The following is a 14,597-nucleotide window of genomic DNA, read 5'->3' as shown; positions in this document are numbered from 1 at the left end:
GCGATCTCCCGCAGGTCAGGCGGCAGTGTAGCGCTGCGTTACAGCAGCGGCGAGGCCAGCCGCGCGAACGCCTCGGGCAGGCGGTGCAGCCACAGCGAACGGGCCGCCTGGTCCTGTACACGGCTCGAGCGGTCGAATTCGGCCTGCAGCAGCTCGGCCAGCGCAGCCACCCGGTCGCGGTCGCTGATCATCATCGACAGTTCGAAATTCAGGCGGAAGCTGCGGTGGTCGAAGTTGGCGCTGCCGACGATGCAGACATCATCGTCGGCAATGAAGGCCTTGGTGTGCAGCATGCGCGGGCCGTATTCGTAGATCTTCACCCCGGCATGCAGCAGTTCGTCGAAGTACGAGCGCGCGGCCTGGGTGACGAACCAGGAATCGCTCATCTTCGGCACCAGCAGGCGCACGTCCAGCCCGCCCAGTGCGGCCGAGGTCAACGCCATGCGCGCCGCTTCGCCGGGCACGAAGTAGGGGGTGACCAGCCAGACCCGTTCGTGCGCTTCCTGGATGGCCGCCACATGCAGGCGGTGGATGGTTTCCCAACCCGAATCGGGGCCGGACACCAGCACCTGTGCATCGATGCTGCCATCGCCACGCAGCGGCATGTCGGCCGGCCACAGCCGCGCGATGTCGAAGCGCGAGGGTTCCTGGCCGCTGGCGTACAGCCAGTCTTCCACGAACACCAGCTGCAGGCTGCGCACCACGTGGCCGGCAATGCGCATGTGCAGGTCACGGTAGGCGTTGGGGTTGCGGCTCTCGTCTTCTTCGTCGGTGATGTTGATGCCACCGGTGAAGGCCAAGCGTCCATCGACAAGCACCAGCTTGCGGTGGGTACGCAGGTTCAACCACGGCCGTTTGAAAGGTTTCAGCAGCTGCCGCGGATGGAACCAGATGGCCTCGCCGCCGGCATCCAGCAGCGGCTGCAGGAAGCGCCGTGGCAACGACGACGAGCCCACCGCATCGAGCAGCAGGCGCACCTGCACGCCGGCCCGTGCACGTTCTACCAGGGCATCGCGCAGCGCCGTACCGGCATGGTCGGGGCTGAAGATGTAGTACTCCAGGTGCACGTGGTCGCGCGCCTCGGCGATGGCCTGCAGCAGGGCTTCATAGGTGGCCGCGCCATCCACCAGCCAGGTCACTTCGGTGGCGGTGCTGGGCGCCAGGCCGGTGGTCGCCTGGGCCACCTTGGCCAGTTCGGTGCAGCCGGCATCGGGCGGACAGACATCGCTGTAGTGCTCCATGCCCGAGCGCGCGCGGCCACGGCGCAGGCGCTGCCGTTTCACCTTCTGTGGGCCCAGCAGGTAGTAGATGAAGAGGCCCAGGTAGGGCAGCAGGGCCAGCGACAGGATCCAGCTGAGCGTGGCGACCGGTTCGCGCTTCTGCAGCATGATCCAGCCGGCCAGTGCCAGCAGGTAGAGCAGGTAGGCCACGGCCAGGATCGTGCCCAGATGGGCGATGCCATCGAGCCAGACGCGCAGGGAATCGAAGAGGGCGAGCATGCGCCGATGATAGCGGGCGGGTGCGTGGTGGTGGGGTCAGAGCCCCCGGGGTCGGATCCCTTCCCGCAGGGAAGGGCTCTGACCCCACCCCCGGGCACAAAAAAAGACGCCCCTGTCTCCAGGGGCGTCTGCAGTCGCGTCATGACTGTTGTGCTGCGGTATTGCGTAATTACTGCTGCACGAAGCCGATCTTCTTCATCTGAGCATTCTTCGCGGCGGCCAGAACCTTGGCCATCACGTCGTACTCGGAATCCGGGCTTGCATCGATCCGCAGTTCCGGCTGGTTGGTCGGGTCACGCTGGACCTCCTGTTCCATCCGCTGCTGCAGTTCGTGCGTGCTGATCGGGCTGTTGTTCCACGAGACCTGGTTGCTGGCGTCGATCTTCAGTTCGATCGGCGGCGGCGGTTCGACCAGCTGCGGCGGTGGGTTGAGCACGCGCTGCGGCAGGTCCACGGCGATCGGGTACGTCATGATCGGCGCGGTCACGATGAAGATGATCAGCAGAACCAACATCACGTCCACCAGGGGCGTCACGTTGATGTCAGCCATGGGGCCTTTGCCACCACCACTACTGAATGCCATGGCTTATTGCCCCTTTTCTTTGGTAGCGACGAAGCCGACGTCCAGCATGCCCTGTTCCTGAGCGACCTTGGTCATCTCGTTGATGACACGCATCTTGGTGGTGCGGTCACCACGCAGGTTCAGCGGCGGCTGCGGGGTCTGCTGGGCGGCGGTCGCCAGGCGCGACTCGAGAGTCTGCTTGTCGATTTCCTCGTCGTTCCAGTAGATCGAACCGTCTTCCTTGACTGCCAGGGTGATGGGGCCCTTGCGGTCGTTGGTGTCGTCCGGCTTCTGGACCAGATTGGCCTCCGGCAGATCCACCTTGACCTTGTGGGACATCAGGGGCGCCGTGATGATGAAGATGATCAGCAGCACCAGCATCACGTCCACGAGGGGCGTAACGTTGATGTCGGCCATGGGGCCGCCGCTGTTACCACTACTGAAAGCCATAACGGGCTCCGTCTAGATCGTGTTGACTACGTTCTCGCTGGGTACAGCGCGTCGCAATTAGCGGACGCGCGAACCGGTGGCGAAGAAGTCGTGCAGGTCGTGCGCGAAGGTATCGAACTTGCTGATGGTCGCGCTGTTGATCTTGCTGAAGAAGTTGAAGGCGAACACGGCCGGGATCGCGACGAACAGACCGATGGCGGTCATGATCAGCGCTTCACCCACCGGGCCGGCAACGGCGTCGATCGAAGCGGAGCCCGTGGCACCGATCTTGATCAGCGCGCCGTAGATGCCCCACACGGTACCCAGCAGACCGACGAACGGAGCGGTTGCACCGACGGTGGCCAGCAGGGTCATGCCCGACTGCAGCTTGTTGCTTTCGCGGGTGACGGCCTGGCGCAGGGCGCGGTCGACGAACTCCGAACGGCTCAGGTTTTCACCCAGGCCACCGGTGGCGCCGCCTTCAGCGCGCTGGTGGTGGGCAGCAGCCTGCGCAGCATCCAGGGCGATCTTCGAGAACGGCTCCGAAGCCGGCTGTTCTTCCATCGCACGGATGGCGTCCTGTGCGTTCGGGGTATCCCAGAACAGGCTGACGACGCGGTCAGCAGCGCTCTTCAGGCGGGTAGCGCGGAAGATGTTGATGACGGTCCAGTACCAGGACATGGCCGACATGACGACCAGGGTCAGCAGCACGACCCAGGAAACGGCGAAATCACCCGGCTTGGTGGTCATTTCGTGGATCAGGTGCTCGAAGCCCATCTGCGACAGGGCGTTGGACGGATTGCCCCCGGCAGCAGCGGCGATGAAAATTTCCTGCAGCATGACGCTTACCTTTGTTGTGTGTGGTGATAAAGGGTGTAGCTAAGCTAGACAATCGAACCGGAGGAGGGGTGGCCGGCGGCCACCCGCTCGCATCAGTTCAGCGCAAAGTTGACCGGGACGCGGACGCGACCAGCAGCCTTCTTACCGCCAGATTCAGCGGCGTTGAAACGCCACTTGCGCGCGGCTTCCATCGCAGCACGGTCCAGGTCGCGGTTACGGCTGGACTTTTCCACCGTGACATTGGTGACGTTGCCCTGGGCATCGACATCAATGATCAGGATCACTTCGCCCTGGATACCAGCGCGGAAAGCGGCCGGCGGGTAGCGCGGCGGATTCATGGCCTTCGACGAGATGTCGACGCTGGCCTCGATCGACGCCGGCGGTGCCGGGGGCGACGGAGGCGACGGCGGGGTGACGATATCGTTCGGGCGCGGTTCCGGCACGTCGACGACCGGCGCCTGCGGCGGCGGCGGGACGGGCGACGGCTTCGGCGGCGACAGATTCTTCACCGGCGGCGGCGGAGTATCCTGCGGCGGCGGCGGCGGCGGCGGCGGCGGCGGTGGCGGCGGCGCGTCGACGATGGTCACCATGACGTTGCGCTCCTTCTCAGCCACGGCCTTGGGGGCCACAGCGGGGATCAGGAGCATCATGAAGGCGGCCAGATGCAGGGCGATTACAAACGCGATGCCGACGATGCGAGGCCAGCTCAGCCCCTTGTCATCGGGTTGTTCGTACCGGTGAACGACTAGTTGTTCCGTCATGCGCCAAGAGCTCAATAGTGGGGCCGGAGTCCCGGGGGGCGGGATCCCTGATCAGCGGTGCATGACACCGCAGGAACCTCCAAGCTTATACCAATCCTGAGCGCCTGCGCATTAATCTCGCAGGCGTTCAGGCGTTATTCCTACTTACTTCAGGTTGATGATTTTCTTGGCATCAGCCTGGTTCTTCACGCCCTTCGCCAGCGCCTGCTGGGCGGCCTGCTTGGCCTCCGGAACGCGACCTTCGGCATGCAGGACGCGTGCCAGGTTCAGGTAGGTCTCACCGTCCTTGGACAGCGGGGCAGCCTTCTGCCACGCCTCGATCGCCTGCGGCACCTGGTCGGAGTAGTAGTAGGACTGGGCCAGGGCCAGGTAAACCTGGTAATCCGGCTTCAGGATGCCCTTCTGCAACCCTTCGTTGATGACCGCGATGACGTCCTTTTCCTTGTTCTCGGTGTTGGCATAGATCGAGTACAGCTGCTTGTACTCGCGCTCTTCGGTGAGCTGGCCGCTGCTGCGCAGCTTGTCCATCACCGCGGCGGCCTTGGGCATCTGGTCGGCCTGCATGTACATGTTGGCCAGGTTCAGCTGCGCCTTCTTGTCGTTCGGGTTCTTCGCTGCCAGCGCCTCGGCGGTCTTCACCGCTTCACCGGTCTGGCCGGCTTCGGACAGGGCCGCCATCAGCAGCTGGTTCCAGTTGTCCTTCGGCTCGGTGGCGCCGGCAATGGCCTGCTGCAGCACCGGGATCGCTTCCTGGTAGCGCTCCAGCTGGTACAGCGCCTGGCCCTTGGCGATCAGCTCTTCCGGCTTGTTCGACTTGCTCTCGGCGAAGTACTTGTCCAGCGTGGCCAGGCCTTCGGCGGTCTGGTCTTCCTGCAGCTGCAGCTGGCCCAGCATCAGCATGGCCTGGAAGTGGCCGTTGTTGTCCAGGCCGTTCAGCTGCAGAGCCTGCTTGAGGTAGGTGATCGCGCCGGCGGTGTCGTCGGTCTGGTAGGCGGCCTGCGAAGCGAGCTGCGCAGCCAGCGACTTGTCGTAGTTGTTCGACGCGCTGTTGCCCAGGATCTCACCGGCAACCTGCAGTGTCTCCGGGAACTTCTGATCGTTGTAGTTGTCAATCAGCTTCTGCAGCTTGCTGCCCATCTTCGAGGACGCCTTTTCCTTCGGCTCCTCACGGGTGGCGTTCGGGTACAGGACTTCGGCCTTGGCCTGCTTGCCGCCGCGGTTGCCACGCTCGGACGAACGCGAGGACTGCGCGAACGCATCGGTGACCACGGCGCCGGTCAGGGCAGTGGCGATCAGGACGGAAAGCACAGCTTTGTGGTTACGGAAAATCATCGTTCACCTCGATCGAACCGCCCGGAGCGGCAAAGTCGGACTGTCAGAAAAATCTGAGCCGCCAAACGTATCAGAAACGGATGGCATGAGAAATCGTTTTATGTGCTGCAGTACAGCATGAATCTGCGCACTCACCCACACTTTGGCCGGCGACCGGCCGCCTGGGCTTGCTGGTAGACCGGCGCCAGGGCAGGGGCGTCACGCTGCAGTTCGCGGATACGGTTGGCCGGATCGGGGTGGGTGGACAGCCATTGCGGGCTGCGTCCGCCACTGGCGGCCATCATGTTCTGCCACAGATCCACGGCCTGGGCGGGGTTGAAACCGGCCTGGGCCATCAGCCGCTGACCGATCACATCGGCCTCGCTTTCCTGGGTACGTGAGCCCGGCAGCAGGAAGGCCGCCTGCGCGCCCATGCCGCCCAGCTGATTGACCGTGCTGGCCGCGCCATCGCCGCCGTAAGCCCCAGCCAGCGCCCCCAGCACTGCCAGGCCGGTCTGCGCGCCCATCTGCCGGGTAATGCGCTCTTCGTGGTGGCGGGCGATCACATGGCCGATCTCGTGGCCGATGACCGCCGCCAGCTGGTCTTGGTTCTTGGCCACGGTGAAGATGCCGCTGTTCACCCCCACCTTGCCGCCGGGCAGGGCAAAGGCGTTGGGTTCCTTGTCGACGAACACCGCGGTTTCCCACCGTACGCCACGGTATTGATCGGGAAGCTGGGCTACCAGCGCATTGACCACGCACTGCACGTAGCCGTTCTGGCGGCCGTCGGTGCTGATCTTTTCCTTCTGCTTGGTTTCGGCGAACGCCTGCGCACCCAGCTGGTCCAGCTGAGCCTGCGACACGCCGCCCACCATCTGGCGGCGGCCGGTGGGCGAGGTGGTGGTCGCGCACGCGGCCACCAGCGACGTAATGAGCAGGGCGAGCAGCAGTGATTTCATGGAATCCCCCGTGTTCATGCAGGCAGTGTGTACCGCGCCTGCTTAATCTTTCGTCAAGCGCGCGTGGCCTTACGTGGCGCCGAAGAACACCAGTGCCGCCAGCGCCACGGCGTTGTTCAGGCCGTGCGCGGCAATGGCGGCCCACAGCGTGCCGGTGCGCTTGTACAGCCAGCAGAACGCCGCGCCCATGCCGCCGTAGACCAGCCACAGCTGGGCGATCTCGGCCGGACCGTTGGCGCTGGTTCCGGGAATTTCATGGATCAGGGCGAAGGCCAGGCTGCTGAGCAGCATGCCCAGCCAGGGCCGGCCGGCCTGCCACAGGCGCCCGAACAGCACGCGGCGGAACAGCAGTTCTTCGTATGCCGGCGCCAGCACCACGGCAAACAGCACCAGGAACACCGGGAACTGGGCAATGGCGTTCTGCATCAGGTGCAGGTTGGTGGGCACCGGTTCCACGCCCAGCTGCTTGGCCAGGAACGCGATGCCGTTGCTGCCGATCACGATCAGGGTGGCCACCAGCAGCGTCCAGCCCCAGGTCGCGGGGCGGCGCAGTGCCTGCAGGGAGCGCTGGCGTTCGGCGGCATTGGCCGGCCGGCGCCAGAAATAGACCAGCAACGCGGCGCCACCGGTGGCCACCAGCGCCATCACCACCTGTGCCAGGGCACCGGGTTGGCCGAGCTGGGCGGCCAGTGCGCCGGCATCGGCGGCTTCGCCACCGGCTTTGGCATTGGCCACGCTGATCGCCACGGTACGCGTCAGGCCCCAGACCATGCCGCTGATCAGGCTGAGCCCGAACAGCGCTACCACGGCAATGCCCAGATCGATGAAGAAGCCGGCCAGCGGCGAGGAGGCGCGGGGCGCGGCGGATGCCGGGGGAACCGGCGGCGGTGCGGAAACCGGAGCGGAAGCAGACATCGGGTACCTGTGGTCAAGGGACGACGGCCGGCGCGCCTCCCCGCGCACCGGCCAGCAGTCGAGTGTGTCAGATATCCAGGTTGGCGACCTTCAACGCGTTGTCTTCGATGAAGTCACGACGCGGTTCGACCACATCGCCCATCAGGGTGCTGAAGATCTGGTCAGCCGCGACCGCGTCCTCGATGCGTACCTGCAGCAGGCGGCGGGTATCGGGGTTCACCGTGGTATCCCACAGCTGTTCCGGGTTCATTTCACCCAGGCCCTTGAAGCGCTGGATCTGGCGGCCGCGCTTGGCTTCGTCCAGCAGCCAGTTCTGTGCCTTGGCGAAGCTGTCCACTTCAATGGACTTGGCACCGCGGGCAATGGTGGCACCGTCGCGCACCAGACCGTGCAGCAGCTTGGCGGCCTGATGGATGGCGCGCAGTTCGCCGCTTTCAAAGGCCGACAGCGGCAGCACCTGCAGGTGCTCCTCGCCCATGTGGCGGCGGGTGACCAGCACAGCGGCGGAGCGCTCTTCGGTGGCGTCCTGCAGTTCCAGGGTGAAGCGCGGGCTGCCCAGGCTGCCCTGGTTGAGCTGCTTGGCCAGTGCGTCCAGACCTTCGCCGGCCGGCGCATTGCGCAGGCTTTCCAGATCCATCGGCACGAAATCGACCAGTGCTTCCAGCAGCAGGCGATCGTAGCGGTGCGCGTTGCGGGCGATCGCATCCTGCGCGCCGGCGTAGGCCAGCAGCAGCTTCTCCAGCGCCACGCCTTCGATGCCGGGTTCACCGGACGCCGGCACCAGCGAGGCGTTTTCCACCGCGCTGCTGGCCAGGTAGCTGTCCAGCGCCGGGTCGTCCTTCAGGTACAACTCGGTCTTGCCCTGCTTGATCTTGTACAGCGGCGGCAGGCCGATGTAGACGTAACCGCGCTCGATCAGCTCCGGCATCTGACGGTAGAAGAACGTCAGCAGCAGGGTACGGATGTGCGCGCCGTCGACGTCGGCGTCGGTCATGATGATGATCTTGTGGTACCGCAGCTTGTCCGGGTTGTACTCGTCGCGGCCGATGCCGGTGCCCAGCGCGGTGATCAGCGTACCGACCTGGTCGGAGGACAGCATGCGGTCGAAGCGTGCGCGTTCCACGTTGAGGATCTTGCCGCGCAGCGGCAGCACGGCCTGGTTCTTGCGGTTGCGGCCCTGCTTGGCCGAACCACCTGCCGAGTCACCCTCGACGATGAACAGTTCGGACAGCGCCGGATCCTTCTCCTGGCAATCGGCCAGCTTGCCCGGCAGGCCGGCGATATCCAGCGCGCCCTTGCGGCGGGTCAGGTCGCGGGCCTTGCGTGCCGCTTCACGTGCACGCGCGGCATCGACGATCTTGCCGGCGATGGCCTTGGCTTCGTTCGGGTTTTCCTGCAGGAACTCTTCCAGGCGCGCACCGAAGGCGTTTTCCACCGCCGGGCGCACGTCGGAACTGACCAGCTTTTCCTTGGTCTGGCTGGAGAAGCTGGGATCGGGCACCTTCACCGACAGCACGGCAATCATGCCTTCGCGCATGTCGTCGCCGGTCAGGTTGATCTTGGCCTGCTTGGCGATGCCGTTCTGCTCGATGTAGTTGTTGAGCACGCGGGTCAACGCGCCGCGGAAGCCGGCCAGGTGGGTGCCGCCGTCCTTCTGCGGGATGTTGTTGGTGAAGCAGTACATCGTCTCTTGGTAGGAGTCGGTCCACTGCAGCGCCACGTCCACCACGATGTTGTTGTGCTCGCCGGTAACGGCGATCACGTTCGGGTGCAGCGGGGTCTTCAGCTGGGCCAGATGCTCCACGAAGCTGCGGATGCCGCCTTCGTAGTGGAAATCATCGCGGCGGCCGTCGCCACGCTCGTCGGCCAGCACGATCTTGACGCCCGAGTTGAGGAACGACAGTTCGCGCAGGCGGCGGGCCAGGATGTCGTAGTGGAATTCCACGTTGTTGTGGAACGCCACCACCGACGGCCAGAAGCGCACGGTGGTGCCACGCTTGGTGGTGGTGCCCAGCTGCTTCAGCGGCGTTACCGCGGCGCCATCGCTGAATTCCTGCTGGTAGTGGAAGCCATTCTGGAACACGTCCACCAGCAGCTTCTGCGACAGCGCGTTGACCACGCTGACGCCCACGCCGTGCAGACCGCCGGACACCTTGTAGCTGTTGTCGTCGAACTTGCCGCCGGCGTGCAGCACGGTCATCACCACTTCGGCAGCCGACACTTCGCGACCGAGCTTGGCGCTCATCTGCTCGTGCTTGCCGGTGGGGATGCCGCGGCCGTTGTCCGACACCGACACCGAGCCGTCGGCGTGGATCGTCACCGCGACGTGGTCGGCATGGCCGGCCAGCGCTTCGTCGATGGAGTTGTCGACAACCTCGAACACCATGTGGTGCAGACCGGTGCCGTCATGGACGTCGCCGATGTACATGCCAGGACGCTTGCGGACAGCCTCGAGCCCTTCCAGGGCGGTGATGCTGTTGGCGTCGTAGTTGCCGTTGTTTACCGGGGTGTTCTGTTCGTCGGTCATTGCGCTTGCCGTAGGCTCCGCAGGTCGGGCACCACGTGGAGCGGTGCGCCGGGTAAGTAGGGGTACAGCGTGAATTATACCAGTCGGGCCTTGCGGGCCCTGATGTTGCCACTATGGCACAGCCACGATCCGTGCATGTTCCACGTGGAACCGGGTGATCTCGGGCAGATCCACCAGCGCCGCCGGTGTTTCGGTGGCGGTGACGAAGATCTGTGCCGGCCCGGCCAGCAACCGCTGCAGCACGCGGGCCTGATGGGTGCGATCCAGCTCTGAGGCCAGATCATCCAGCGCGATCACCGGCCATTCGCCACGCTGCTCGGCGTAGTCCTCGGCCTGTGCCAGCAGGCAGGCCAGCGCCGTCAACTTGGCCTGGCCACGGGACAAGGCATCGCGACCGGGAATGCTGTGGAACTCCACGCTCCAGTCGGCGCGGTGTGGGCCCACCGATGTGTAACCGGCCTGGCGATCGCGTTCGCGGGCCAGCAGGAGCGCATCGGCCAGCGGCAGTTCGTGCCGGCGCCAGCCAGGACTGAGATTCAGGCCCTGGATGCCCAGCTGGGGCGCAAGTTGCGACGCCAGGGCGATCGTCCGCTCCTGCAGCCGCTCCAGGTAGTGCTGGCGCCGGCTGGTCAGCGGTTCGCCGGCCTCGGCCAGCTCGTGGTCCCACGTGTCCAGCATCCGCGAGGGCCCGCCTTGCTTCAACAGCGCATTGCGCTGCTTCAGTGCACGGGAGTAGCGGCGCCACAGCGAAAGAAAGTCTGGTTCCACGTGGAACAGGCCCCAATCCAGGAAGCGCCGACGCGGTTCACCGCCGCCGCTGACCAGGGCATGGCTGCCGGGTTCGAACGTCACGACCGCCAGGGCCGCACAGAGATTGCCGAGCTGGGCCACATCCTCGCCATCCAGCCGGCCTTTCCATTCCTGCCCGCTATGGCGCAGGCCAGCCTTGCGGCGGTGGGGCGGGTGGCTGGAACGCTGTTCGTCCCATTCGACGAAGATCTCCAGCGCTTCCTGGCCCTGGCGGACCAGTCCGTCGCGCACGCGCCCGCGGAAGCTACGGCCATAGGCCATCAGGTGCAGCGCTTCCAGCACACTGGTCTTGCCCGCACCGTTGTCGCCGGTCAGCAGGTTCAGCCCCGGCTGGGGCGACAGCTCCACGGCACTGAAGCGGCGCAATTGGTTCAAGGCGAGGCGGCGGATCAGCATGGGACGCGGGGGACCAGCCGCGCGGGGCGGCAACAGGGCAGGGAATCCATCAGCTTACTGCATCGGTCAAGGCCGGCACCGTGTTGCGGGGGCATGGCGGGCGACGGCAACGCGCGTTTCGGACACCAAGTGGGTTCCACGTGCAGCCGTGCCGATTGCTGCCCATGCCGGCCGCTGGAACAGCGTGGATTTCTTGAAATCTGCGGGCCTTGGCAGGGCTGGCGTGAGCAGAATTCAACAGATTTTCGCCTTCGCCAGGTCCCGTCGCGCAATGCGGCGCAGGGCAGCGGGCGAGCCAGTGCGTTGATTGCTTGAAATCTGCGGGGCGGAGCAGCCGAGCGTTCCACAGATTTCAAGAAATTCAGGCGCTGCGTTCCACGCTGTCCACAGCAGGTCTGTATGACTTATGCACAAGCTATGGACAATCTGTGGATAAAAAAGCCGGTTTTGACCGCTGGTAAAACTATCCACAGCTTCCCCCCCAGCCCCAGAGCCCGATATACAGGGGGTTTCAGGGTCATAAATCTTTTTAAAAACAAAGAGATAAGCCTGTTTTCCACGAAATCTGGCTCTACCAGCACCACCATGCTTTAGATTTATACCCAGATTTAAAAGCTTGGGACGCCCTCGAGCGCACGAATCCAGGCCTGTGGACAGTAACGTCAGCAGATGCGGCTTCGCCTCGCCGACTGTTGACCTGCGAAGTCAGCGCAGACCCGGGGTCGAAGGAATCGACTCCGACCACCGCAGCCATGTGCGTCTCCCATCGATGACGTGGCCACCGTCATCCGCCTGTTCTCGGTAATGCTCCACGTGGAACAAAAAAAAACGCCCGGATCTGCCGGGCGTCTTCTTGTTTCACGTGGAACAACGCAAGCGTCAGAGACGCAGCGGCATCACCACGTGGCGCGACTTCTCGCTGCTGGATTCACGCACCAGAGCCGAGGAGTTGGAATCGCGCAGCTGGATGATGACTTCCTCGTCGCGCAGGGCGGACAGGGCATCCAGCAGGTAGTTCACGTTGAAGCCGATGGCCAGGTCGCTGACCGTGGTGTCGGCTTCGATCTCTTCCTGCGCTTCTTCCTGCTCCGGGTTGTGCGCGCTGATCTTCAGGTTGCCCGGCGAGACTTCCACGCGGATGCCGCGGTACTTCTCGTTGGACAGGATCGCGGCGCGCTGCAGCGAGGCACGCAGCGCTTCACGGTCCACCTTCACTTCGCGATCGGCGCCAATCGGGATCACCGCTTCGTAATCCGGGAAGCGGCCGTCGATCAGCTTCGAGGTGAAGGTGACATCGTCGCGCTTCACGCGCACGTGGCTGCGGCCGACTTCCAGCTCGATCTCGCGATCGCCGCTTTCCAGCAGACGCTGCAGTTCGGTCACGCCCTTGCGCGGCACGATGATCTGGCGCTTGGAACCGCTGGGCTTGGCCAGATCGGTTTCACACAGGGCCAGGCGGTGGCCGTCAGTGGCCACGGTCCGCAGGGCATCGCCGCGCAGATCGAACAGCAGGCCGTTGAGGTAGTAGCGCACGTCCTGCTGAGCCATCGCGAACGCGGTGCGTTCGATCAGTTCCTTCAGGGTCGCTTCGCCAATGGCCACGCGCTCGGTGGCTTCCACTTCGTCCACCGACGGGAAGTCGTTGGAGGGCAGGGTGGCCAGGGTGAAGCGGCTGCGACCGGCCTGCACGGTGATCTTGTCACCGGTCTGCGAGACGGTGATCCGGCTGCCGTCGGGCAGGGCGCGGATGATCTCGAACAGCTTGCGGGCGGGAATGGTGGTTTCGCCGTCCTGGGCATCTTCAACCGCGATCCGCGACACCATCTCCACTTCCAGGTCGGTACCGGTCAGCGACAGCTGGCCGTTCTGCACCTGGACCAGGAAATTGGCCAGAACCGGAAGGGTCTGGCGGCGTTCGACCACGTTGACGACCTGTGCCAACGGCTTGAGAAAGGCTTCGCGCTGCAGTGTGAAACGCATGTGGTTCCGTGCCCCTATGCTTTAAAAAAATGTGGAATAAATCAAAAGCTTGGTGGTGCTGGTAGAGACAGAATTGCTGGAAAACAACCCTAAGTCTTTGTAATTAAAGAGTTTTCAGACCGCGAAACCCTCTGCATTACCGACCCCCAAGGGGTGGGGAAAGCTGTGGATAAATCTGCAGCGATTTCAAACCGCTTTTTTATCCACAACTCATCCCGCGCTTGCTACCGGATTCTGCACCGTTTTGTGCGATGACGCCTTATCGGCGTCGGTGCATCATTCGCTCAGCTTCCGGATCAGCTTGTCCCAGTCCTCGCGGAGCTTGCCGTCGGTTTCCATCAGGGTGCGGATCTGACGGCAGGCGTGCAGCACCGTGGTGTGATCGCGACCGGCAAAGGCGTCGCCGATCTCGGGCAGGCTGTGTTCGGTCAGTTCCTTGGTCAGGGCCATGGCGACCTGACGCGGGCGGGCCAGCGAACGGGTCCGGCGCTTGGACAGCAGATCCTTGATCTGCAGCCCGTAGTAGTCGGCCACGGTTTTCTGGATGTTGGGAATGCTGATCGCCTGCTGCTGGGCGCGCAGCAGATCGCGCAGGGTTTCCTGGGCGAATTCGGTGGTGATCGCGCGGCCGGTGAAATTGGCGCGGGCGGTCAGGGTATTGAGCGCACCTTCCAGGTCGCGCACGTTGGAGCGCATCTTCTTGGCAATCAGGAACGCAACATCATCGGGAATCTCCGCGCCGCGCTCGCGTGCCTTGGCCAGCACGATCGCTGCGCGCGTCTCGAAGTCCGGCGGTTCGATCGCGACGGACAGGCCCCAGGCAAGCCGCGACTTCAGGCGCGCTTCCAGGCCTTCCACTTCGCGCGGGTACCGGTCGCAGGTCAGGATGATCTGCTGCTTGCCGTCGAACAGCGCGTTGAAGGTGTGGAAGAACTCTTCCTGGGTGCGGTCCTTGCCGGCGAAGAACTGGATGTCATCGATCAGCAGCGCGTCCACCTGCTGGAACTGGCGCTTGAACTGATCCATGGTCTTTTCCTGCAGGGCCCGGATCATCGCGCTGAAGAACTGTTCCGAACGCAGGTAGAGCACCTTCGCCCCCGGATTGGCCTGGCGCATGGCATTGCCGGCGGCAAACATCAGGTGGGTCTTGCCCAGGCCGGTGCCCCCGTACAGCAGCAGCGGATTGTGCGCGCGGTCGCCCGGCTTCTGCGCCGCCTGGAACGCCGCGGCCAGACCCAGCTGGTTGCTGCGGCCTTCCACGAAGTTGGCAAACGTGTAGTGGTTGTCCAGGTTGCCGGCAAACGGCACCTGCGGTTCTGCAGCCACGGCCGCTGCCGGGCTCGAAACCGGCGCGTTCTGCGTGTCCGAGGGCCGCGGGCGCGAGCCGATTTCAAGAAAAACGTCGCTGAAACCGGCGAAATGGGCCAGCAGCTCGCGGATGCGCGGCAGGTACAGCTCGCGCACCTGGTCGACGATGAAGGCGTTCGGTGCATACAGCACCAGGCTGTCCACGCGCAGATCGGCCTGCAGTGGCTTCAACCAGGTGTGAACGTCTTCCGGCGGAAACTCCGCTTCGAGGCGTTCGAGACTTCGGGTCCAGGCATCCAT

The 14,597-nt window shown here is 64.4% G+C and carries 12 protein-coding genes; all 12 read right to left on the bottom strand.

Annotated elements, in window-relative coordinates:
• Positions 1-38: 38 nt before the first annotated feature.
• Positions 39-1,499: a cardiolipin synthase gene (cls, locus tag C1933_RS00060; protein WP_108751680.1), complete on the bottom strand. Its 1,461-nt coding sequence runs from the start codon at positions 1,497-1,499 to the stop codon at positions 39-41.
• A 169-nt stretch (positions 1,500-1,668) separates the two neighbouring features.
• Entirely contained in the window at positions 1,669-2,082 is a 414-nt protein-coding gene (locus C1933_RS00055; RefSeq protein WP_065200109.1) for a biopolymer transporter ExbD, read from the bottom strand.
• 3 nt (positions 2,083-2,085) lie between these two features.
• On the bottom strand, positions 2,086-2,511 hold the full coding sequence (locus tag C1933_RS00050) for a biopolymer transporter ExbD (protein ID WP_025875550.1): 426 nt from the start codon (positions 2,509-2,511) through the stop codon (positions 2,086-2,088).
• Between the two features lie 57 nt (positions 2,512-2,568).
• Entirely contained in the window at positions 2,569-3,330 is a 762-nt protein-coding gene (gene exbB, locus C1933_RS00045; protein ID WP_108747910.1) for a TonB-system energizer ExbB, read from the bottom strand.
• A gap of 92 nt (positions 3,331-3,422) precedes the next feature.
• Positions 3,423-3,980 carry an energy transducer TonB gene (locus C1933_RS00040; RefSeq protein ID WP_199911433.1) on the bottom strand — a complete coding sequence of 186 codons (558 nt, stop codon included), beginning with the start codon at positions 3,978-3,980 and terminating at the stop codon, positions 3,423-3,425.
• A 255-nt stretch (positions 3,981-4,235) separates the two neighbouring features.
• Positions 4,236-5,423 carry a DUF4032 domain-containing protein gene (locus tag C1933_RS00035; protein ID WP_108747908.1) on the bottom strand — a complete coding sequence of 396 codons (1,188 nt, stop codon included), beginning with the start codon at positions 5,421-5,423 and terminating at the stop codon, positions 4,236-4,238.
• A gap of 131 nt (positions 5,424-5,554) precedes the next feature.
• Positions 5,555-6,361: a M48 family metallopeptidase gene (locus C1933_RS00030; protein WP_108747907.1), complete on the bottom strand. Its 807-nt coding sequence runs from the start codon at positions 6,359-6,361 to the stop codon at positions 5,555-5,557.
• Between the two features lie 69 nt (positions 6,362-6,430).
• On the bottom strand, positions 6,431-7,276 hold the full coding sequence (locus tag C1933_RS00025) for a CPBP family intramembrane glutamic endopeptidase (RefSeq protein WP_108751678.1): 846 nt from the start codon (positions 7,274-7,276) through the stop codon (positions 6,431-6,433).
• Between the two features lie 67 nt (positions 7,277-7,343).
• Entirely contained in the window at positions 7,344-9,803 is a 2,460-nt protein-coding gene (gene gyrB / locus C1933_RS00020; protein ID WP_108751677.1) for a DNA topoisomerase (ATP-hydrolyzing) subunit B, read from the bottom strand.
• A 111-nt stretch (positions 9,804-9,914) separates the two neighbouring features.
• Positions 9,915-11,009: a DNA replication/repair protein RecF gene (gene recF, locus C1933_RS00015; protein ID WP_108751676.1), complete on the bottom strand. Its 1,095-nt coding sequence runs from the start codon at positions 11,007-11,009 to the stop codon at positions 9,915-9,917.
• Between the two features lie 879 nt (positions 11,010-11,888).
• Entirely contained in the window at positions 11,889-12,989 is a 1,101-nt protein-coding gene (dnaN, locus tag C1933_RS00010) for a DNA polymerase III subunit beta (protein WP_005411731.1), read from the bottom strand.
• Between the two features lie 276 nt (positions 12,990-13,265).
• Positions 13,266-14,597, bottom strand: coding sequence for a chromosomal replication initiator protein DnaA (dnaA, locus tag C1933_RS00005; protein ID WP_108747903.1), 1,332 nt, complete (start codon positions 14,595-14,597; stop codon positions 13,266-13,268).

Source organism: Stenotrophomonas sp. ZAC14D2_NAIMI4_6, assembly GCF_003086875.1.
GTDB lineage: Bacteria > Pseudomonadota > Gammaproteobacteria > Xanthomonadales > Xanthomonadaceae > Stenotrophomonas.
Note: the sequence above shows the minus strand (reverse complement) of the source record. Positions and strands in the feature narration are given on the sequence as shown.

What these genes read in the sequence shown, in the direction of transcription:
- cls (WP_108751680.1), bottom strand. Translation starts at nt 1,499, where the DNA reads ATGCTCGCCCTCTTCGATTCCCTGCGCGTCTGGCTCGATGGCATCGCC.
- C1933_RS00055 (WP_065200109.1), bottom strand. Translation starts at nt 2,082, where the DNA reads ATGGCATTCAGTAGTGGTGGTGGCAAAGGCCCCATGGCTGACATCAAC.
- C1933_RS00050 (WP_025875550.1), bottom strand. Translation starts at nt 2,511, where the DNA reads ATGGCTTTCAGTAGTGGTAACAGCGGCGGCCCCATGGCCGACATCAAC.
- exbB (WP_108747910.1), bottom strand. Translation starts at nt 3,330, where the DNA reads ATGCTGCAGGAAATTTTCATCGCCGCTGCTGCCGGGGGCAATCCGTCC.
- C1933_RS00040 (WP_199911433.1), bottom strand. Translation starts at nt 3,980, where the DNA reads ATGATGCTCCTGATCCCCGCTGTGGCCCCCAAGGCCGTGGCTGAGAAG.
- C1933_RS00035 (WP_108747908.1), bottom strand. Translation starts at nt 5,423, where the DNA reads ATGATTTTCCGTAACCACAAAGCTGTGCTTTCCGTCCTGATCGCCACT.
- C1933_RS00030 (WP_108747907.1), bottom strand. Translation starts at nt 6,361, where the DNA reads ATGAAATCACTGCTGCTCGCCCTGCTCATTACGTCGCTGGTGGCCGCG.
- C1933_RS00025 (WP_108751678.1), bottom strand. Translation starts at nt 7,276, where the DNA reads ATGTCTGCTTCCGCTCCGGTTTCCGCACCGCCGCCGGTTCCCCCGGCA.
- gyrB (WP_108751677.1), bottom strand. Translation starts at nt 9,803, where the DNA reads ATGACCGACGAACAGAACACCCCGGTAAACAACGGCAACTACGACGCC.
- recF (WP_108751676.1), bottom strand. Translation starts at nt 11,009, where the DNA reads ATGCTGATCCGCCGCCTCGCCTTGAACCAATTGCGCCGCTTCAGTGCC.
- dnaN (WP_005411731.1), bottom strand. Translation starts at nt 12,989, where the DNA reads ATGCGTTTCACACTGCAGCGCGAAGCCTTTCTCAAGCCGTTGGCACAG.
- dnaA (WP_108747903.1), bottom strand. Translation starts at nt 14,597, where the DNA reads ATGGATGCCTGGACCCGAAGTCTCGAACGCCTCGAAGCGGAGTTTCCG.